We start from the raw sequence: 19,635 nt of genomic DNA, 5'->3' as shown, positions 1-19,635 counted from the left end.
GAGACGGGACCGGCATTGTACGGCGGGGTGGGGCAGGGCGTACAGGGAGGCGGGCGGGGGCGGCCGGAAGCCGGAAAAGCAACAGCCCGGCGGAAGCCGGGCTGCTGGATCGTGCGAGAAGCGCTGGTTCCCGTTACAGGATGCTCAGCGGGTACTCGGTGATCAGGCGGAACTCGTTGATGTTGCCGCTGCCGCCGCTGCCGGTGCTGGCATCGCCACGGTGCCAGGACTGACGGATACGGAAGGACAGGTCCTTGGCCGGGCCGCTCTGCAGCACGTACTTGGCTTCGACGTTGGTTTCGAATTCCTTGTCGCCATCCTGGTAGAAACCAGAGTAGACGGTGTTGGTGCTCGGGGCATCGATGCCGGTACCACGGATGTAACGCGCCATGAAGCTCAGGCCAGGTACGCCCAGGGTAGCCATGTTCAGGTCGTAGCGAGCCTGCCAGGACTTCTCGCCAGGGGCGTTGAAGTCGGAGAACTGTACGGAGTTGGCGAGGAAGATGCTGTCGCCGCCGCTACCCACGTTACCATTCTTGCCGCCTGCGCCGACGTAGTCGAACGGCGTGTCGCCGTTGACCTTTTGGAAGGCCAGGGTGAAGGTGTGAGCATCGATGCTGTAGGCTGCGGCCAGCGAGAAGGCGTTGTTGCTGAAGTCGCCCAGCTCGGCGCTGCCAGCGTCCTTGCTGTAGTAGTAGTTGGCGTCGAAGGTCAGCGACTGGTTGGCGCTGATCGGCTGGACGTAGTTCAGGTTGGCGTAGTACTGGTTCCACAGGTCTTCCAGGCGACCGTAGTACAGCGAGGCGCTCAGTTGATCGTTGATCTTGTACTTGCCACCTAGGTAGTCACCCGAGTTGGCGGTGATGCCGCCATAGGCTGCACCGAGGTTGCCGTCGTGGTAGGTGTTGATGTTGTCACGACCAGCGGTGAAGTGACCTGCTTCCAGGAACAGGTTCTTGACCTCTTCGCTGGTCAGCATGAAGCCGGTAGCGGTCTGCGGGAACAGACGGCTGCCGCCTACGGCGAACACCGGCGAGGTGGGCTGCAGGTTGCCGTACTTCAGCACGGTATTGGAAATGCGCAGCTTCACAGCGGCGCCAGCGGTGGAGTACTCGTCGTTCGGACGGCCATCGTCACCGATCGGCAGGTTGCCGGTGCCGGCGTAGCCCTTGCCGCCATCCAGCTTGATACCGAGGTAACCGAAGGCATCCACGCCGACACCTACGGTGCCCTGGGTGAAGCCCGATGCGTAGTTCAGCAGGAAGCCCTGGCTCCAGTCGCGGCGATCGTTGGCGCCGGCGTTACGATCCCGGTTGAAGTAGTAGTTACGGTTCAACAGGGTCAGCTTGCTGTCTTCGACGAAGCCCTTGGACTCGGACTGCTGGTCGGCGAAAGCCAGTTGAGTGGTCCCTGCCGCTACGGCCAGGGCGATAACGCTCCACTTCATCGCTTGCATCAGAAATGCTCCTTTGGTTTTGAGGATCAGCCATCGTGTCAGCCGTGGCTGTTTGTTCTAATGGCGGCACATATAGCACCTCTCTTGGAGGGGCGATAGGCTTTATCAAAAAATTGCGTGAGATGAGCGGATTAGCGGCGCCTCTTAAGAATCTTCCTTAGGAGTTCCCGTCCGATCGTCGTACTCGGATCGTGTTAGCAAGAAGCGTGCACAAAGCGTCAAACGCAGCGCCCGCCTGTCCAGGGCCCGCTCAGCGCAGCGACTAGGGGCAGTGTCGGAAGGGGTGGTTGCACCTTTGTGACACCAAAGGTTTCACTTACCAATGGTCGTGCACACTTTTAGTGCCGACTGGCTTTGGCAGGAGTTGAGATGTTCCAAATCGATTCGAGACTGGCCAGCGATACCCTGGAGGTCACGTCCCTGGCGTTGTGCCAGGTAAGGCTGCTGAACGAGCGTCGTTATGACTGGCTGGTCCTGGTACCCCAGCGCGCGAGTGTTACCGAGGTCCTCGACCTGACCCCCGCGGATCAGCAGCAACTGTGGCGAGAGGTGACAACTGTTGCCCAGGTGTTGCGTGACGCTCACCCTGACCGCAAGTTGAATATCGGTGCTCTGGGTAACGTCGTCCGGCAGTTGCACCTGCACGTCCTGCTGCGGCAGGAAGGTGATCCGGCCTGGCCGGGGCCGGTCTGGGGGCATTCGCCGCGGGAACCCTACGCCGAGGCCGCCGGCCGCGAGGCGGTGCAGCGCTGGCGCAGCCTGCTCGAGCAGGAGGCACGGCCATGACCCTGGAAGAGCGCATCGCCGACCTGGAGATCCGTCAGGCCTTCCAGGACGACACCATCCAGACGCTGAACGACATCATCGTCGAGCAGCAGCGAGCCCTGGATCGCTGTGCGGCGCAGATTCGCGTCCTCGCCGAACGTCAGGCCGAGCTGCAGAGCGCGGGGGGTGGCGGCATGCCGGACGAGGCGCCGCCGCCGCACTATTGAGATCCGTTCCGCAGCTGAATCTTGTTGTCGCCCTGACGTACGTGCGCGGCTGTCTTTGCCGGCTACTCTAGCGGTACTGCATCCTTGCACTTTTTTGGTGCAGTCCGGCCTCATCCCCTGTGGAACTCGCTCCGGGAGAGGCCTGTCCTCTGCGGAGCGAAGCCCACAGCACCTTCAGGACGGAGTACGGTCATGGCGTTTTTCACCGCTGCCAGCCAAGCGGATTTCCAACAGCAACTCAAGAATGCCCTCGCGGCCCATGTCGAGGGCAGCACCCTCGAGCAACTGGAGCGCTTCACCGCCCAGTTCTTCGGCATCGTCCCGCTGGAGGAACTGACCCAGCGCCGTCTCTCCGACCTGGTCGGTTGCGTGCTGTCGGCCTGGCGGCTGCTGGAGGTCTTCGATCCGGCGCAGCCGCGGGTCCAGGTCTTCAATCCGGATTACGAGCGGCACGGCTGGCAATCGAGCCATACCGTGGTCGAGGTGCTGCATGCGGATTCGCCCTTCCTGGTGGATTCGGTGCGCATGGAGCTCAATCGCCAGGGCTACAGCGTCCATACCCTGCAGAACAGTGTGCTGAGCGTGCGCCGGGATGCGCAGGGCCGCCTGCTCGAATTGCTGCCCAAGGGCCAGCAGGGCGAAGGCGTGACGCGCGAGGCGCTGATGTTCCTCGAGATCGACCGCTGTGCGGCGACCAGCGAGTTGCGGGGCCTGGAGGCGGCGCTGCAGGAAATCCTCGGCGAGGTACGGCTGACGGTGGGTGACTTCGCCGCCATGAAGACCAAGGTCGCCGAGCTGCTGGCCTGGCTGGATCAGCGTCCGGGCAAGGTCGACGAAGGTGAGCTGGCCGAGGTCAAGGCGTTCCTCGACTGGCTGCGTTCCGACCGCTTCACCTTCCTCGGCTACGAGGAGTTCAGCGTCGAAGGCGACGGCGAGACGGCGGTGCAGCGCTATGCGCCCGACTCCCTGCTGGGACTGTCGCGGCGCCTGCGGGGGCGTCCCGAGACCGCCGCCATCACCCTTTCCGGCGAGCCGCTGCGCTACCTGCGCGAGCCGGTGCTGCTGTCCTTCGCCAAAGCCGCCGATCCCAGTCGCGTGCATCGCCCGGCCTATCCCGATTTCGTCTCCCTGCGCGAGGTGGATGCCAATGGCCGGGTGGTGCGCGAACACCGCTTCATGGGCCTCTACACTTCCAGCGTCTACAACGACAGCGTGCGCGAGATCCCTTACATCCGCCGCAAGGTCGACGAGGTGCGCCGGCGCGCCGACTTCGACAGCAGCGCCCACCTCGGCAAGGAGCTGGCCCAGGTCCTCGAAGGCCTGCCGCGGGACGATCTGTTCCAGACCCCGGTGGACGATCTCTTCAGCACCGCCATGGCCATCGTGCAGATCCAGGAACGCAGCAAGGTGCGCGTCTTCCTGCGCCGCGATCCCTATGGCCAGTTCTTCTATTGCCTGGCCTATGTGCCGCGCGACATCTATTCCACCGAAGTCCGCCAGCGCATGCAGCAGATCCTCATGGATCGCCTGCACGGCACCGATTGCGAATTCTGGACCTTCTTCTCCGAATCTGTGCTGGCGCGGGTGCAGTTCATCCTGCGCGTGGATCCCCTGCAGCCACAGGATGTCGACCCGGCGCGCCTGGAGCAGGAGATGGTGCAGGCCTGCCGCAGCTGGAAGGACGACTTCGCCAGCCTAATGGTCGACAGCTTCGGCGAGGCCCAGGGCACTTCCATCCTGGCCGACTATCCGCTGGGCTTCCCGGCTGGCTACCGCGAGCGCTTCGCCCCGCACCTGGCGGTGGTGGACATGCGCCACCTGCTGGCGCTGAACGACGAGCGCAGCCTGGCCATGGGCTTCTACCAGCCGCTGACCCAGACCGGCGACAACATCCTGCACTGCAAGCTCTACCACGCCGATACGCCCCTGGCGCTATCGGACGTGCTGCCGATCCTGGAAAACCTCGGCCTGCGCGTGCTCGGCGAATTCCCCTACGAGCTGCGCCATCGCAACGGCCGCCGCTACTGGATCCATGACTTCGCCTTCACCACCGTGGCCGGACTCGAGCTGGACCTGCAGCAGCTCAACGACACCTTCCAGGACGCCTTCGTCCAAGTGGTGGAAGGCCAGGCGGAAAACGACAGCTTCAACCGCCTGGTGCTCACCGCCGGGCTGCCCTGGCGGGACGTCGCCGTGCTGCGCGCCTATGCGCGCTACCTCAAGCAGATCCGCATCGGCTTCGACATCGGCTACATCGCCGCCACCCTCAACGCCCATGTCGACATCGCCCGGGAACTGGTGCGGCTGTTCCGCATGAAGTTCTACCTGGCGCGACGCATGACCAGCGAAGACCTGGACGACAAGCAGCAGCGCCTGGAACAGGCCATCCTCAGTGCCCTCGACGACGTCGCGGTGCTGAACGAGGACCGCATCCTGCGGCGCTACCTGGACCTGATCAAGGCGACCCTGAGAACCAACGTCTTCCAGACCGATGCCGCGGGCAAGCCCAAGGCCTACTTCAGCTTCAAGCTCGATCCCAAGGCCATCCCCGAGTTGCCGCGCCCGGTGCCGCGCTACGAGATCTTCGTCTACAGCCCGCGGGTGGAAGGGGTGCACCTCAGATTCGGCAACGTCGCCCGCGGCGGCCTGCGCTGGTCGGATCGCGAAGAGGACTACCGCACCGAGGTGCTGGGCCTGGTCAAGGCGCAGCAGGTGAAGAACTCGGTGATCGTCCCGGTGGGCGCCAAGGGCGGCTTCGTCCCGCGGCGCCTGCCCACCGGTGGGTCCCGTGACGACATCCAGGCCGAGGCCATCGCCTGCTACCGCATCTTCATCAGCGGCCTGCTGGACATCACCGACAACCTCAAGGACGGCGCCGTGGTGCCGCCCGCTGCGGTGGTGCGCTACGACGGTGACGATCCCTACCTGGTGGTGGCGGCCGACAAGGGCACCGCGACCTTCTCCGACATTGCCAATGGCATCGCCCGGGACTACGGATTCTGGCTCGACGACGCCTTCGCCTCGGGCGGCTCGGCGGGCTACGACCACAAGAAGATGGGCATCACCTCGCGCGGTGCCTGGGTCAGCGTGCAGCGCCACTTCCGCGAGCGCGGCATCGATGTCCAGACCGACCCGGTCACTGTGGTGGGCATTGGCGACATGGCCGGCGACGTCTTCGGCAACGGCCTGCTGCGTTCGCGCAGCCTGGAGCTGGTGGCGGCCTTCAACCACCTGCACATCTTCATCGATCCGAATCCGGACGCCGAGCGCAGCTATGTCGAGCGCGAGCGGCTGTTCAACCTGCCGCGGTCGAGCTGGACCGACTATGACGCCAGCCTGATTTCCCAGGGCGGCGGCATCTTCCCGCGCAGCGCCAAGCGCATCGCCATCAGTCCCGAGATGAAGGCGCGCTTCGATCTGCAGGCCGATCACCTGACGCCCAACGAGCTGATCAACGCCCTGCTCAAGGCGCCGGTGGATCTGATCTGGAACGGCGGCATCGGCACCTACGTCAAGGCCAGCTTCGAAAGCCATGCCGACATCGGCGACAAGGCCAATGACGCCCTGCGCGTGGACGGCTGCGACCTGCGCGCCAAGGTCATTGGCGAGGGTGGCAACCTGGGCATGAGCCAGCTGGCGCGGGTGGAGTTCGGCCTGCACGGCGGCGCCTGCAACACCGACTTCATCGACAACGCCGGCGGCGTGGACTGCTCCGACCATGAGGTCAACATCAAGATCCTGCTGGGCGACGTGGTCTCCGCCGGCGACATGACCGTCAAGCAGCGCAACACCCTGATGGGCGAGATGACCGACGAGGTCGGCGAGCTGGTGGTCGCCAACAACTACATGCAGACCGGTGCCCTGTCCCTCGCCGAATACCGGGCGCGCACCCACCTGGCCGAGTATCAGCGGCTGATCGTGGACCTGGAGGGCCGCGGCAAGCTCGACCGCACCCTCGAATTCCTGCCCAGCGACGAGGTGCTTGCCGAGCGCGCGGCCAAGGAACAGGGCCTGACCCGCGCCGAACTGTCGGTGCTGATCTCCTACAGCAAGATCGACCTCAAGGAGCAGCTGCTGGCCTCTTCGGTACCGGACGACGACTATCTTGCTCGCGACATGCAGGGCGCCTTCCCGCAGCGCCTGACCGAGCAGTTCCCCGAGGCCATGGCGCGGCATCGCCTGAAGCGCGAGATCGTCGCCAACCAGATCGCCAACGACCTGATCAACCACATGGGCATCACCTTCGTGCAGCGCCTGTGCGAATCGACCGGCATGGGCGCGGCGGATGTCGCCCGCGCCTATGTGGTGATGCGCGACGTGCTGCACCTGCCGCACTGGTGGCGGCAGGTGGAGGCCCTGGATCACCAAGTGCCAGCGGAGCTGCAATTGCGCCTGATGAGCGAGCTGATGCGCCTGGGTCGGCGGGCCACCCGCTGGTTCCTGCGCAGCCATCGCAGCGGCCTGGACGCCGGTGCCGTGGCCGCCTTCTTCGGGCCGCGCATCGCCGCCCTCGGCGTGCGTCTCGACGAACTGCTGCAGGGCGAGCCGCGGCAGGATTGGGAAGAGCGCTTCCGCGCCTATACCGAGGCGGGGGTGCCCGAGCTCCTGGCGCGGGTCGTCGCCGGGACCAACCACATCTATACCCTCCTGCCGGTGATCCAGGCGGCGGAAGTCACCGCCCAGGATCCGCTGGAAGTGGCGGCCACCTGGTTCGCGGCGGGCGATGTGTTGGACCTGGCCTGGTACCAGCAGCAGCTCAACCAGCTGCCGGTGGCCAATGCCTGGCAGGCGCTGGCGCGCGAGGCCTTCCGTGACGAGGTGGATGTGCAGCAGCGCACCATCACCATCGCCATGCTCAATCTGAGCGAGGCGCCCAGCGATCCGGAAGCCCGACTCTCACTGTGGCTGGAGCGCCATCGGGCGGCGGTGGAGCGCTGGCGTGGCCTGCTGGTGGATTTGCGCAACGCCAGCGGCCAGGACTATGCGATGTACAGCGTCGCCAGTCGTGAACTGGCAGACCTGGCCAGCAGCAGCGTCTGACGAAAGGGCCGTCTGGGTGCCGGCCTGGCCGGCGCCCAGTTGCGCGAGCTCAGCAGGAAGGCGGCGTACCCTCGGGGTGCGCCGCCTTTTTTACGGTCGCGCGTTGGTCAGGGTTTGGCTGGCTTGGTCGGCGACTGCAGGGCGGCCAGGCCCTGCAGCAGGGCCTGGTGGAAGCGCTCCGGTGCCTGCATCTGGGGCGCATGGCCGAGGTCGGGGAACTCCACCAGGGTCGCCTGGGGAATGAGTTTCGCCGCGGCCTTGCCCAGCTCGGGATAGTGGCCCAGGCGGGACTTGACCTCCGCGGGCGCCGCGTCCTTGCCAATGGCAGTGGTATCCCGCTGGCCGATCAGCAACAGGGTCGGCATGCGCAGCTGCGGGAATTCGTAGACCACGGGCTGGGTGTAGATCATGTCGTAGATCAGCGCCGAGTTCCACGCGACCCTGGCCTTGCCCGGGCCATCGTTGAGCCCGGCGAGCATGGTCACCCAGCGCTCGTAGCGTGGCGACCACTGGCCGGCGTAGTAGGTAGTGCGTTCATAGTCACGGATGCCGTCCGCCGAGGTCTTCAACTCGCGCTCATACCACTGGTCCACGCTGCGGTAGGGGACGCCCAGGGCCTTCCAGTCCTCCAGGCCGATGGGGTTGACCAATACCAGCTGCTCGGTGGCCTGGGGGTAGAGGAGGGCGTAGCGGGTCGCCAGCATGCCGCCCGTCGAATGGCCGATCAGGGTCGCACGGTCGATGCCCAGGTGGTCGAGCAGGGCGCGGGTATTGGCGGCCAGTTGCTGGAAGCTGTATTGGTAATGCGCCGGCTTGCTGGATTTGCAGAAACCGATCTGGTCCGGAGCGACGATCCGATAGCCGGCAGCGGCCAGGACGCGGATGCTGTCCGCCCAGGTGCCGGCGCAGAAGTTCTTGCCATGCAGGAGGACCAGGGTACGGCCATTCGGCTTGCCGGTCGGGGCCACGTCGAGGTAGGCCATTTCCAGATGCTGGCGCTGGGAATCGAAGGCGAAGGTCGCGACCGGAAAGTCGTAATCGAAGCCTTCGAGACGCTCGCCGTAGAGGGTTTCCGCCTGGGCGAGCGGGCTCAGCAGCAGGGCGGCGAGGGGTAGGGCAAGGCGCAGGGACATGGGCAGGGTCCTGGGGATAAATTCACTCCGACCGGGTGATCCTGGCAAAGATTCCGGCCCGCGGCGCACGCGAGGTCGCCATCGACAGCGCAACCTCGCCAATCGTGCCGTTTCGCTTCGCCTCCTGCGCGGGGTCTGATAGTCTGACGAACCCTTCGTAACCTTTGCGCGCACTCCTTTCCTGCGCTTCTTTCCGATCATACGAGGTTTCCGGTTTGGCGCTCGAGTCACCTTCCAAGACGCAGCCCGATGCTCTGGCCGATTGTGCCAACGAGCCGATCCACATTCCCGGCAGCATTCAGGAGCATGGTTTCCTGTTCGCCGTGGAAGAGCCGGATCTGCGCATCGTCCAGGCCAGCGCCAACGTGCGCGAGTACCTGGGGCTGGCCGTGGAAGAGGTGCTCGGCCGGGCGCTCGGGGAATTGCTGCCGGAGCAGGACCTGCCCGCCATGCTCGGGGCGCTGACCCAGGAAGAACAGAATCCCATCTACCAGGGTGACGTGACCCTGGGGCCACGCCAGCAGACCTTCGCGCTGTTCATGCACCGCTTCGGCGGTGTGCTGATCGTCGAGTTCGAAGCGCCGATAGACAGCCGGCTTGGGCTCAATACCCTCTATCCCATGGTGCGGGTGTTCATCGAGCAGCTGCACCAGGCCGAAACCGTCGACGCCATCGCCACCCTCGCGGTGCGCGAGGCCAAGCGCATTTCCGGCTTTGACCACACCATGATCTACCGCTTCGACGCGGACGGTCATGGCCAGGTCCTGGCCGAGGAACTCGATCCGGGCGTACCCAGCTACCTCGGGCTGAGATTTCCCGCCTCGGATATCCCCGCCCAGGCCCGTCGGCTCTACCTGGCCAACCGCATCCGGGTGATCGGCAATGCCTACTATCAGCCGTCACCGCTGCAGCCGCAGACCAATCCGTTGACCGGCCAGCCACTGGATCTCAGCTTCGCGCAGCTGCGCAGCGTATCGCCGGTGCACCTGCAGTACATGAGGAACATGGGCACCCTGGCCTCCATGTCCATTTCCATCGTCGTCGGCGATCGCCTCTGGGGGCTGGTGCTCTGCCACGACCGCCAGCCGCAGCGGGTGTCCTTCCAGACGCGTACCGCCTGCGAGCTGTTCGGCCGCGTGCTGTCGCTGCAGCTCGATGCGGCGGAAACCCATGCGGAAGCCGATCGGCGCCTGACCCTGCGCCAGGCGATGGTGCAGATGCTCTCGACCATGGCCGACCGCGACAGCGTCTGCCAGGGATTGCTGGAGCTGCCCCAGGTGTTCCTGGATTTCGCCAGGGCCCAGGGCGCGGCCATCATTTCTTCCGACGGCACCGAGCTGATCGGCCAGGTGCCGCCGCGCGAGGTGGTGGATCGCCTGGTCGAGTGGCTATCGGTCAACGTCAAGGATCACTTCATCACCGATAACGTGGCGAAGGACATCGCCGAGTTGCCCGAGTTGGCCGGGCATGCCGCCGGGATTCTCGCCGTACCCATCTCCGAGCTGCATTCCCACTACCTGATCTGGTTCCGTAGCGAGCTGGTCCAGGTGGTGAACTGGGCCGGGCGTCCGACCAAGCAGGAAGGCAGCGACGGTCGCCTGTCGCCGCGGCAGAGCTTCGCCCTCTGGCAGGAAACGGTGCGCGGCCTGTCGCTGCCCTGGTCGCCGCTGGAGCTGGAAAGCGCCATCGAGCTCCGCAATGCGGTACGTGGCATCGTCCTGCGCAAGGCCGAGGAGATGGCCGAGCTGGCCGAGGAGCTGCAGCGCAGCAACAAGGAGCTGGCCGCCTTCTCCTACAGCGTGTCCCACGACCTGCGTGCCCCGCTGCGCCACATTGCCGGCTACGCCGAGCTGCTGGGCGACATCGAGGGCGGCAAGCTGTCGGATCGCGGCCGGCGGTTCCTGGACAACATCGGCTCCTCGGCGCGCTTCGCCGGCAGCCTGGTGGACAACCTGCTGAGCTTCTCGCAGATGGGGCGCGCCGCGATCCGCTACTCCGACGTCAACCTCACGGCGCTGGTGGAAGCCATCCGCGAGGAGATGGCGCCGGACTATGCCGACCGGCGGGTGGACTGGCATATCGGGCCGCTGCCCGTGGTCATTGCCGATGCCGCCTTCGTCCATCTCGCCTTGCGCAATCTGCTGGCCAATGCCATCAAATACAGTCGCTACGAGGATCCCGCGGTGATCGAGATCGGCGCGCTGCCGGGCGACTCCGAGGACATCGTCTTCGTCCGCGACAATGGCGTCGGTTTCAACATGGATTACGTGGGCAAGCTGTTCGGCGTCTTCCAACGCCTGCACCACGCCGATGAATTCGAGGGTGTGGGCATAGGTCTGGCCAGCGTCAGACGCATCATCGAGCGCCATGACGGTCGCGTCTGGGCGGAGGGTGCCATAGGCGAGGGCGCTACCTTCTATTTCGCCTTACCCAAACAACGTCCGTCACCGGTCCACAAAAGGTAGTCCTGTTCATGCTCAAACCCATTGTGCTGGTCGAAGACAATCCGCACGATCTGGAACTCACGCTGGTCGCCCTGGAGCGTAGCCAGCTGGCCAACGATGTCGTGGTCCTGCGCGACGGTGCCGAGGCCGTGGACTACCTGCTGCGGCGCGAGCCGCACGCGGATCGCGAGCCGGGCAACCCCGCCGTGATGCTGCTGGATCTGAAGTTGCCCAAGGTCGACGGCCTGGAGGTGCTAGAGCTGGTGCGCAGCACCCCCGAATTGTGCAGCATCCCCGTGGTAATGCTGACTTCGTCACGGGAAGAGCCCGATCTCGAGAAAGCCTACGAGTTGGGGGTGAACGCCTACGTGGTCAAGCCGGTCGAGTTTCGTGATTTCGTCGCCGCGATCAGTGATCTCGGCGTATTCTGGGCCGTGCTCAATGAGCCGCCACCTGGATCGCGGCGTGTCACCCGGCGGACTGGCCGCTAACGAGTGAGCAAGATCAGTTCATCCGTAGCCAGTCAGCCGCCATCGGCAGACCGACGCGCCCCGGCTTCCCTGAGCGAACAGATCCAAGGCCGACGTCCGTTTATGCCCCTGTCGAAAAAGATCAAGATCCTGTTGGTGGAGGACAGCAAGCTCGATGCGGAGCTGATTCTGATCGAGCTGGAAAGACACGGCTTCGAGCTGCAGTCCAAGATCGTCTACGAGCGCACCGGCCTCACGCTGGCCCTGAGCCAGCAGACCTACGATATCATCCTCTCTGACATCATCCTGCCGGGTTTCTCCGGGGCCGAGGCCCTGCGGGTGGCCCGGGCGCTGGCGCCGGAAACGCCCTTCATCTTCGTCTCGGGCATCTTCGGCGAGGTGCACGCGGTGGAGATGATGCGCCTGGGAGCCAACGACTACGTGCTCAAGCAGAGCATGGAGTTGCTCGCCAAGGCGGTCGAGCGGGCGCTGCTGGTCGTGCACGAGCGTCGCGAACGCCACCGCGCCGAAGAGGCGCTGCACAGCCTGGAGGTCCGCTCCCGGCTGGCCATGGACGCCTCGCGGCTGGGTATGTGGGAATACCTGCCGGCCAGCCGCACGCTGGTCTGGGACGAGCGCTGCAAGGCCATGTTCGGCCTGCCGGCCGATGCGGTGGTCGACCTTGCGGTGTTCGAGCGCCTCTGTGGCGCCGAGGGCCTCCAGCGCTTCCTCGACACGGTCCGCCAGGCCGGTGCCGACGAGCGCGACGACGACTACCGCAGCGAATACCGGATCCGCCTGGACAATGGCACCCAGCGCTGGGTGGAGACCCGTGGCCAGCCCTTCTTCGAGGCGGGCGTCTGCACGCGACTCCTCGGGGTGATGCTGGACATCACCCAGCAGCGCGATGCAGCGGAAAAGCTCGAACGCCTCAACGTCAGCCTCGGCGAACGTGTCGAGGAGCGCACCCGGGAGCGCGACCGGACCTGGGACCTGACCCGGGACCTGCTGCTGGTCTGCCGACCGGACGGCACCCTGGTGGCGCTCAACCCGGCCTGGGAGGAAAACCTCGGCTGGTCCCGGGCGGAGCTGCTCGATTCCTCGCTGCTGGCGCTGGTGCATCCCGACGAGCGCTTCCTCACCGACAACGAACTCAAGCAACTGGCCGCCCGCGCGGCCAGCCAGAGATTCGTCAACCGCATCCGGCACCGCGACGGCAGCTATCGCTGGATCTCCTGGACGGCGGTCCCGGATGCCGGCATGACCTACTGTTCCGGCCGCGACATCTCGTCGGAAGTCCTGGCGATGGAAGAGCTGGCGGCGGCCAACCGGCAGCTGCGCGAGCAGATCGACGAGCGCGAGCGGGTAGAAGAGACCCTCCAGCAGATGCAGCGCCTGGAGGCGGTGGGCCAGCTCACCGCGGGCGTGGCCCACGACTTCAACAACCTGCTCACCGTGGTGCTCAGCAGCGCCAGCTTCCTGGAGCGCGACCTGGTCCGCCTGGAGGCCAGCGACAAGACCCAGGGGCGGGTCCAGAACATCCGCGAAGCAGGCGAGCGGGGGGCCAAGCTCACCGCCCAGCTGCTGGCCTTCTCCCGGCGCCAGCGCCTGGCGCCCAAGCCGGTCAAGCTCAACGAGACCGTCGAGGGCATGCTCGAACTGCTGCGCAGCACCATGGGCGGCAGTGTCTGGATCGAGACCCACCTGCGTGCCGACTGCTGGCATGCCCTGGTCGATCCGACGCAGATCGAACTCATCATCCTCAACCTGGCGATCAATGCGCGGGACGCCATGGCGGTCGGCGGCACCCTGCGGCTGAGTACCTCGAACCAGACCATCAGCCAGCCGCCCCAGCGTCCCGAGGAGCCAGAGCCCGGCGAGTACGTGCTGCTGGCCGTCCAGGATTCCGGCACGGGCATGAGCGAAGAGGTACTGGCCAAGGCCTTCGAACCCTTCTTCACTACCAAGGAAGTGGGCAAGGGCTCCGGGCTGGGCCTCGCCCAGGTATTCGGCTTCGCCAAGCAATCCGGCGGCGGGGTGCGCATCGAGACCTGCATGGGGACGGGCACCACGGTGATGGTCTACCTGCCGCGCACCCAGGCCGGCGAAGCACCGGATCCGGTCGGCTTGCCGGTGCTGGACCGCGACGCCCAGGCGGCCGAGCGCCGCATCCTGCTGGTGGACGATGACCATGCGGTGCGCGGGGTCACCGCCGCGCTGCTGGCCGATCTCGGCTACCAGGTGGTGGAGGCCAGCAATGGCTTCGCCGCCCTGAGCGCCCTCGAGCGCGATCCGCAGATCGACCTGCTGCTGGCGGACTTCGCCATGCCCGGCATGAACGGCGCCGAACTCGCCCGCCAGGCCCGCAAGCACCTGCCGCGCCTGCCGGTGGTGTTCATCACCGGCTACGCCGAACTGGGCGAGCTCGATCCCGAACAATCATTCATCGTGCCCAAGCCCTTTCGCGAGGCGGACCTGGCCGCGCGGCTGCAGGCAGCCCTGCGCGGCGAGAAGCCCCAACCTTCGCCCAGCTGACGGCAGCCGTCGAGACGAGGTATCTGCGTGTCCACCATCCGTGAAATGTTGCGTGCCGAAGGCGGTGCCCTGCACCAGCAGGTCGATGCGGCCTTCGGCCGTTATGCACTCCAGACCCGGCCGGACTACACGGCCTTCCTGCAGGCCCATGCCCAGGCGCTGATCGGTCTCGAAGACCTGCTGGAGCGCTCCGGCATCCAGCGCCTGTTGCCCGATTGGCCGGAGCGGCGGCGGACCCAGGCGCTGGGTGCGGATCTGCAGCGACTGCACGCCGACCAGCCTGAGGCCGTGGTCATCGAGCGGCTGCTCGATGAAGGCGAATGCTGGGGCGTGGCCTATGTGCTGGAAGGCTCTCGCCTCGGGTCGCGTCTGCTGGATCGCCATGCGGGGGAGAGTCCGGACGAGGCGGTGCGCGACGCCCGCGCCTACCTGGGCCATGTACCACCCCAGGGCGCCTGGCCGGCGTTCCTGGCGCGGCTGGACACAGCGGGCGGCGACGCGAGTCTGCACCCCGGCATGCTGGCCGGTCAGCGCCTGGCCTTCGATGTCTTCCTGGCCGCCGGACGGCAGCATGCGCCCGTAAAGACCCCCTCAGCGTCCGCCTAGAGCGCCCTCAGGTAACCTATCACCTCGGCGGCGCCGAGCCGCTCGAGGATTTCCGCCAGCACCCGGGTACTGGCGACCTCCTTGGGCAATAGCAGCCATTCCAGGTCCTGGCCCGGCGCCGGGAGCGGCAGGCGGGCATAATCGAGCTTCAGGCCCAGCAGCACCTGGATGAAATCCGGGTGGTTCCAGACCGCGTTGGGTAGGGCATAGAGCGCGAAGGCCTGGTGCAGGCGCTCCACCGCCGATAGCTCCAAACGCAGGCACTGCACCTGGGCCGGTACCTCCACAGCGATGCCGCGGATGCGCGCATAGGCGACGATGCTGGCGAAGGCCAGGGTGGTGGCCGCGTCGTTTTCCAGGAAGAAGCGCGGGCCGCGCCAACTGGCCTGGCGCAGGCGCAACGGCTGTTCGCTGGACAGCGTCGGCAGCGCCCGATAGAGGGCCGCCTGAAAATCCCGATAGCCGATGATGCGCGCCTGGTCACGCGCCGCCGGCAGGGCCGCCAGTTCCTCGAGTTGCGCCGCCGAGGCCAGGGCGGGCTCGGCGAGGCGATGGCAGAGGCCATCCAGGCTGCGCAGGTCGAAGGCCGGCAGCTGCCGGGTATCGGCGACGACCAGCTGGCTCAGCAGCCCATGGGCCTTGCCCTTGATTTCCTGGGTCGGGCCGGACAGGGCAGCCCGGGGCAGATTAAGGAGCAGGTGCAGCGGATGACCGTCATCCCACCAGAGGCTGTTCTGGGGGAGCGGCAGCGGGACGAAGGCATCGGCAAGGCGTTCCAGGCAGCGCTGGATGCGCCGACTCGCCAGCGACGGATGCAGGTGCAAGGCCAGCGAGGACCAGGGGCTGCCCAGGAGGTTGGCACTGTTGCTCATGAGGTCTCCGGGGCGAATAGGAGCGGCGCGACCGATTCTAGCGTGGCAATGACCGCGCTATCGTCAAATGATTCCCCAATGGCAGGATCTTTTGTATGAACGACCGGTCGACCTGGGCGGGAGCGACGTATGGCAGCGGGCAAGCCTGTATAATGCGCGCTTTCCGAATCGCCTGTGAGTCCGCCATGTACGACGCGCTCCGTCCTCTGCTGTTCAAGTTGTCTCCAGAGGGGTCCCACGACCTCGCGCTGGATCTGATAGGCGCCGCCGGGCGCCTGGGCCTGACCGGCCTCGGCCGGCAGCCGGGCCGGTTGCCAGTCCAGGTCATGGGGCTGGAGTTTCCCAACCCGGTCGGCCTGGCCGCGGGTCTCGACAAGAATGGCGCCGCCATCGATGGCTTCGCCGGCCTGGGTTTCGGTTTCGTCGAGATCGGCACCGTGACGCCCCGGCCGCAGCCGGGCAATCCCAAGCCGCGGCTGTTCCGCCTGGAGCGGGCCGAGGCCATCATCAACCGCATGGGCTTCAACAACGCCGGTGTGGATGCGCTGATCGAGCGGGTACGCGCCGCGCGCTTCCAGGGCGTGTTGGGGATCAACATCGGCAAGAACGCCGATACCCCGGTCGAGCGGGCGGTGGACGATTACCTGATCGGCCTGGATAGAGTCTATGGCCACGCCAGTTACATCACGGTGAACGTCAGCTCGCCCAACACCCCCGGCCTGCGCAGCCTGCAATTCGGCGATGCCCTCAAGAGCCTGCTGGAAGCCCTGCGCCAGCGGCAGGAAGACCTCGCGGTGCAGCATGGCCGCCGCGTCCCCATCGCCATCAAGATCGCCCCGGACATGACCGACGAGGAGATCGTGCTCACCGCCCAGGCGATCCGCGATGCCGGGATGGACGCCATCATCGCCACCAACACCACCCTGGGCCGCGAGGGCGTGGAAAACCTGGCCTATGCCGCGGAAGCGGGCGGCTTGTCCGGCGCGCCGGTCAGGGAAAAAAGCACCCATGTGGTCCGGGTACTGGCGGGAGAGCTGGGTGGCCGCCTGCCGATCATCGCCGCGGGCGGGATCCTGTCCGGCGAAGATGCAGCGGAAAAGATCGCCGCCGGTGCCAGCCTGGTGCAGCTCTACAGTGGCTTCATCTACCGCGGGCCGGCATTGATCCGCGAGGCGGTGGATGCCATCGCCGCGGCGCGGCCCTGAGGGGGGAGGGGGCTCGCCAGGAGCCCCCAGGGGAACGGATCCCCGATCCTGGAAGAGGATCTGACTGGAAAGAAACCAGAACGCTGTGGAAGCCCTGGGCTTCCGCGGGTGAAATCGAATTAGCCTACGGCTTGAAGTTCATTCATGCGTTGAAGACCGGCGGTGCCTACGTAGCCGTCCCATTGATCGCTGCGGCCCTCGCGCCAGCCATTGAGCCAGGCCTGCCGGACGGCGTCCTGGGTGAAGGGACAAAGATCCCGCGACTTGCCCACAATGCCGTGCTGATAACCACGCTGGAAAGCTCGTTCCATTGGATCACGCTTGAGTCTTCTCATAGGGTAGTGCCCTCGTAGGTTGACTTGCAGATTGTCCATGGCCCGTTGCAGGCCTGGATGCCAGAGCCGGCGTCCTGGCATCCGCCCCGCACCTTCGCGCTGCGGGTGGTCAATTACTAACCAATGGGGCGCTGGCTGGGAACGACCTTTTAGCTATAAGCCGTAACGTAATCGAAATGAAACGGCGATAAACCGCCGCTGGAATGCCGTCACTGCGGCTTGTTGAGACGCAGTCAAACTTTCACGGAAGGGGCTGTCCTTACCGGTCAATCCGACCAAAGGCAGAAAGTTCCTTGCGCTAACCTATGGATTCAACGATGTCCGCGATGCAACAGCTCATCCTCACCTGTCCCAAGGGCCTCGAGACCCTGCTGCTGGAAGAGGCCCAGGGCCTCGGCCTGCAGGAAGCCCGCAGCCAGACCGCGGCGGTGCGCGGCGAGGCGAGCCTCGCGGATGCCTACCGCCTGTGCCTCTGGTCGCGCCTGGCCAACCGGGTCCTGCTGGTACTGGCCCGCTTCCCCGTGGAAGATCCCCAGGCGCTGTACCTGGGGGTACATGGCGTGGAATGGGAAGAGCACCTGGCACCCACCGGCACCCTCGCCGTGGGCTTCAGCGGCCAGGGCGCCGGCATCGACAACACCCATTTCGGCGCGCTCAAGGTCAAGGACGCCATCGTCGATCGCCTGCGCGAACGGACCGGCCAGCGGCCGACCGTGGACAAGATCGCCCCTGACCTGCGGGTGCATCTGCACCTGGAGCGCGGCCAGGCCATCCTGTCGCTGGACCTCTCCGGGCAGAGCCTGCACCAGCGTGGCTATCGCCTGCAGCAGGGGGCGGCGCCGCTGAAGGAAAACCTGGCGGCCGCAGTGCTGATCCGCGCCGGCTGGCCAGCCCTGGCCGCCGCCGGTGGGGCCCTCGCCGACCCCATGTGCGGGGTGGGGACCTTCCTGGTCGAGGCCGGCCTGATGGCGGCGGACATCGCCCCCAACCTGCGCCGCGAGCGCTGGGGCTTCTCGGGCTGGCTGGGCCATGTGCCCGCGCTCTGGCAGCAGCTGCACCAGGAAGCCGAAGCCCGTGCCGCAGCCGGCCTGGCCAGGTCGCCGGCCTGGATCCGCGGCTACGAAGCCGATCCGCGGCTGATCCAGCCGGCGCGCAACAATATCGAGCGGGCCGGGCTGTCCGAGTGGATCAAGGTCTACCAGGGCGAGGTGGCCAGCTTCGAGCCGCGCCCGGACAAGGGCCAGACTGGCCTGGTGATCTGTAATCCGCCCTATGGCGAGCGCCTGGGCGACGAAGCCAGCCTGCTGTACCTCTACCAGAATCTCGGCGAGCGCCTGCGCCAGGCCTGCCTCGGCTGGCGCGCGGGGGTGTTCACCGGCGCCCCCGAGCTGGGCAAGCGCATGGGCATTCGTAGCCACAAGCAATACGCCTTCTGGAACGGCGCCTTGCCCTGCAAGCTGCTGATGTTCGAGGTGGAGCCGCGGCAATTCGTCACCGGCAGCCGCAGCGGCGAGCGTCCGGCCACGGCCCAGGCAGCGGAACCGGCCAAGCTCAGCGAAGGCGGGCAGATGTTCGCCAATCGCCTGCAGAAGAACCTCAAGCAGCTCGGCAAGTGGGCCCGCAGCCAGGGCGTGCAGTGCTATCGCCTCTATGACGCCGATATGCCGGAATACGCGGTGGCCGTGGACCTCTACGGCGATCGCGTCCATGTGCAGGAATACGCCCCGCCGCGTTCCATCGATCCGGAAAAGGCCCAGGCCCGACTGCTCGACGCCCTGGCGGCCATCCCCCAGGCACTCGGCGTCGATCCGTCGCTGGTGGTGGTCAAGCGCCGCGAGCGGCAGAGCGGCACCAAGCAATACGAACGCCAGGCGGCCCAGGGTGAATTCCTCCAGGTGGACGAGGCGGGCGCCAAGCTGCTGGTCAACCTGACCGACTACCTGGACACCGGCCTGTTCCTGGATCACCGGCCGCTGCGCCTGAGATTGCGCCAGGAAGCCCAGGGCAAGAGATTCCTCAACCTGTTCTGCTACACTGGCGCCGCCACGGTGCAGGCCGCCGTGGGTGGGGCACGCAGCACCACCAGCGTCGATCTCTCGCGGACCTATCTGGACTGGGCGCGGCGCAACCTCGCCCTCAACGGCTTCTCCGAGCGGCATCGCCTGGAACAGGGTGACGTGCTGCACTGGCTGGAAAACGATCGTGGCGAATACGATCTGATCTTCGTCGATCCGCCGACCTTCTCCAATTCCAAGCGCCTGGAAGGGGTCTTCGACGTCCAGCGCGACCATGTCGGGCTCATCGATTCGGCCATGGCGCACCTGAGTCGCACCGGCGTGCTGTATTTCTCCAACAACTTCCGCAAGTTCGAGCTCGACGAGGGCCTCAGCGAGCGCTACCGCGTCGAGGAGATCACCGCCAGCACCCTGGACCCGGATTTCGCCCGAAATCCGAAGATCCACCGCGCCTGGCGCTTCAGCCTGAACTGATACCGGGCGGCTGAACTGCCGCTGAACGGGTCCGCCCTCGGGATCTTCAGGGTGTGAC

Annotated in this window: 13 protein-coding genes; 9 read left to right on the top strand and 4 right to left on the bottom strand. The window is 66.1% G+C overall.

Translation table 11 applies throughout. The features are described from left to right. Positions 1–133: 133 nt before the first annotated feature. Positions 134–1,456: an OprD family porin gene (locus ACYJP6_RS04715; RefSeq protein WP_145004931.1), complete on the bottom strand. Its 1,323-nt coding sequence runs from the start codon at positions 1,454–1,456 to the stop codon at positions 134–136. Between the two features lie 369 nt (positions 1,457–1,825). Between ACYJP6_RS04715 and ACYJP6_RS04710 the strand changes: the two genes are divergently transcribed. The 3 genes from ACYJP6_RS04710 (at position 1,826) to ACYJP6_RS04700 (ending at position 7,488) form a co-directional block, all read left to right on the top strand. Beyond that, positions 1,826–2,242 (top strand): HIT domain-containing protein, encoded by a 417-nt coding sequence (locus ACYJP6_RS04710; RefSeq protein WP_459473800.1) that lies wholly within the window; start codon positions 1,826–1,828, stop codon positions 2,240–2,242. Next, the gene (locus ACYJP6_RS04705) at positions 2,239–2,448 is read left to right on the top strand and encodes a SlyX family protein (RefSeq protein ID WP_145004937.1); all 210 of its coding nucleotides are present in this window, start codon (positions 2,239–2,241) and stop codon (positions 2,446–2,448) included. The genes ACYJP6_RS04710 and ACYJP6_RS04705 overlap by 4 nt, the downstream gene beginning before the upstream one ends. Before the next feature lie 192 nt (positions 2,449–2,640). Further along, positions 2,641–7,488 carry an NAD-glutamate dehydrogenase gene (locus tag ACYJP6_RS04700; protein ID WP_459473798.1) on the top strand — a complete coding sequence of 1,616 codons (4,848 nt, stop codon included), beginning with the start codon at positions 2,641–2,643 and terminating at the stop codon, positions 7,486–7,488. Positions 7,489–7,595: 107 nt separating this feature from the next. On the opposite strand, the gene ACYJP6_RS04695 is transcribed toward ACYJP6_RS04700, so the two are convergent. Further along, positions 7,596–8,621, bottom strand: a complete 1,026-nt coding sequence (locus ACYJP6_RS04695) for an alpha/beta fold hydrolase (RefSeq protein ID WP_459473796.1) — start codon at positions 8,619–8,621, stop codon at positions 7,596–7,598. Between the two features lie 215 nt (positions 8,622–8,836). On the opposite strand from ACYJP6_RS04695, the gene ACYJP6_RS04690 reads away from it, so the two are divergent. The 4 genes from ACYJP6_RS04690 (at position 8,837) to ACYJP6_RS04675 (ending at position 14,676) form a co-directional block, all read left to right on the top strand. Next, positions 8,837–11,086 (top strand): ATP-binding protein, encoded by a 2,250-nt coding sequence (locus ACYJP6_RS04690; RefSeq protein ID WP_459473794.1) that lies wholly within the window; start codon positions 8,837–8,839, stop codon positions 11,084–11,086. 8 nt (positions 11,087–11,094) lie between these two features. Beyond that, positions 11,095–11,556: a response regulator gene (locus ACYJP6_RS04685; protein ID WP_459473792.1), complete on the top strand. Its 462-nt coding sequence runs from the start codon at positions 11,095–11,097 to the stop codon at positions 11,554–11,556. A gap of 102 nt (positions 11,557–11,658) precedes the next feature. Then, positions 11,659–14,070, top strand: coding sequence for a hybrid sensor histidine kinase/response regulator (locus ACYJP6_RS04680; protein WP_459473791.1), 2,412 nt, complete (start codon positions 11,659–11,661; stop codon positions 14,068–14,070). Positions 14,071–14,097: 27 nt separating this feature from the next. After that, entirely contained in the window at positions 14,098–14,676 is a 579-nt protein-coding gene (locus ACYJP6_RS04675; protein WP_459473790.1) for a biliverdin-producing heme oxygenase, read from the top strand. Here ACYJP6_RS04675 and ACYJP6_RS04670 read toward each other — a convergent pair. Further along, positions 14,673–15,548, bottom strand: a complete 876-nt coding sequence (locus ACYJP6_RS04670; RefSeq protein WP_459473789.1) for a DUF6685 family protein — start codon at positions 15,546–15,548, stop codon at positions 14,673–14,675. The two genes, ACYJP6_RS04675 and ACYJP6_RS04670, sit on opposite strands and share 4 nt — an antisense overlap. Positions 15,549–15,733: 185 nt before the next feature. On the opposite strand from ACYJP6_RS04670, the gene ACYJP6_RS04665 reads away from it, so the two are divergent. After that, on the top strand, positions 15,734–16,753 hold the full coding sequence (locus tag ACYJP6_RS04665) for a quinone-dependent dihydroorotate dehydrogenase (RefSeq protein ID WP_459473787.1): 1,020 nt from the start codon (positions 15,734–15,736) through the stop codon (positions 16,751–16,753). Between the two features lie 119 nt (positions 16,754–16,872). On the opposite strand, the gene rmf is transcribed toward ACYJP6_RS04665, so the two are convergent. Next, a complete protein-coding gene (rmf, locus tag ACYJP6_RS04660; protein WP_145006186.1) occupies positions 16,873–17,088 on the bottom strand; it encodes a ribosome modulation factor in 216 nt (71 codons plus the stop codon). 317 nt (positions 17,089–17,405) lie between these two features. Between rmf and rlmKL the strand changes: the two genes are divergently transcribed. Continuing rightward, a complete protein-coding gene (gene rlmKL, locus ACYJP6_RS04655) occupies positions 17,406–19,577 on the top strand; it encodes a bifunctional 23S rRNA (guanine(2069)-N(7))-methyltransferase RlmK/23S rRNA (guanine(2445)-N(2))-methyltransferase RlmL (protein WP_459473786.1) in 2,172 nt (723 codons plus the stop codon). Positions 19,578–19,635: the final 58 nt, after the last annotated feature.

It is taken from the genome of Pseudomonas sp. No.117 (assembly GCF_054558395.1).
The sequence above is the reverse complement of the archived record's forward strand: the minus strand, read 5'-3'. Positions and strand labels throughout refer to the sequence as shown.

What these genes read in the sequence shown, in the direction of transcription:
- ACYJP6_RS04670 (WP_459473789.1), bottom strand. Translation starts at nt 15,548, where the DNA reads ATGAGCAACAGTGCCAACCTCCTGGGCAGCCCCTGGTCCTCGCTGGCC.
- ACYJP6_RS04685 (WP_459473792.1), top strand. Translation starts at nt 11,095, where the DNA reads ATGCTCAAACCCATTGTGCTGGTCGAAGACAATCCGCACGATCTGGAA.
- ACYJP6_RS04680 (WP_459473791.1), top strand. Translation starts at nt 11,659, where the DNA reads ATGCCCCTGTCGAAAAAGATCAAGATCCTGTTGGTGGAGGACAGCAAG.
- rmf (WP_145006186.1), bottom strand. Translation starts at nt 17,088, where the DNA reads ATGAGAAGACTCAAGCGTGATCCAATGGAACGAGCTTTCCAGCGTGGT.
- ACYJP6_RS04710 (WP_459473800.1), top strand. Translation starts at nt 1,826, where the DNA reads ATGTTCCAAATCGATTCGAGACTGGCCAGCGATACCCTGGAGGTCACG.
- ACYJP6_RS04695 (WP_459473796.1), bottom strand. Translation starts at nt 8,621, where the DNA reads ATGTCCCTGCGCCTTGCCCTACCCCTCGCCGCCCTGCTGCTGAGCCCG.
- ACYJP6_RS04665 (WP_459473787.1), top strand. Translation starts at nt 15,734, where the DNA reads ATGTACGACGCGCTCCGTCCTCTGCTGTTCAAGTTGTCTCCAGAGGGG.
- rlmKL (WP_459473786.1), top strand. Translation starts at nt 17,406, where the DNA reads ATGTCCGCGATGCAACAGCTCATCCTCACCTGTCCCAAGGGCCTCGAG.
- ACYJP6_RS04705 (WP_145004937.1), top strand. Translation starts at nt 2,239, where the DNA reads ATGACCCTGGAAGAGCGCATCGCCGACCTGGAGATCCGTCAGGCCTTC.
- ACYJP6_RS04715 (WP_145004931.1), bottom strand. Translation starts at nt 1,456, where the DNA reads ATGCAAGCGATGAAGTGGAGCGTTATCGCCCTGGCCGTAGCGGCAGGG.
- ACYJP6_RS04700 (WP_459473798.1), top strand. Translation starts at nt 2,641, where the DNA reads ATGGCGTTTTTCACCGCTGCCAGCCAAGCGGATTTCCAACAGCAACTC.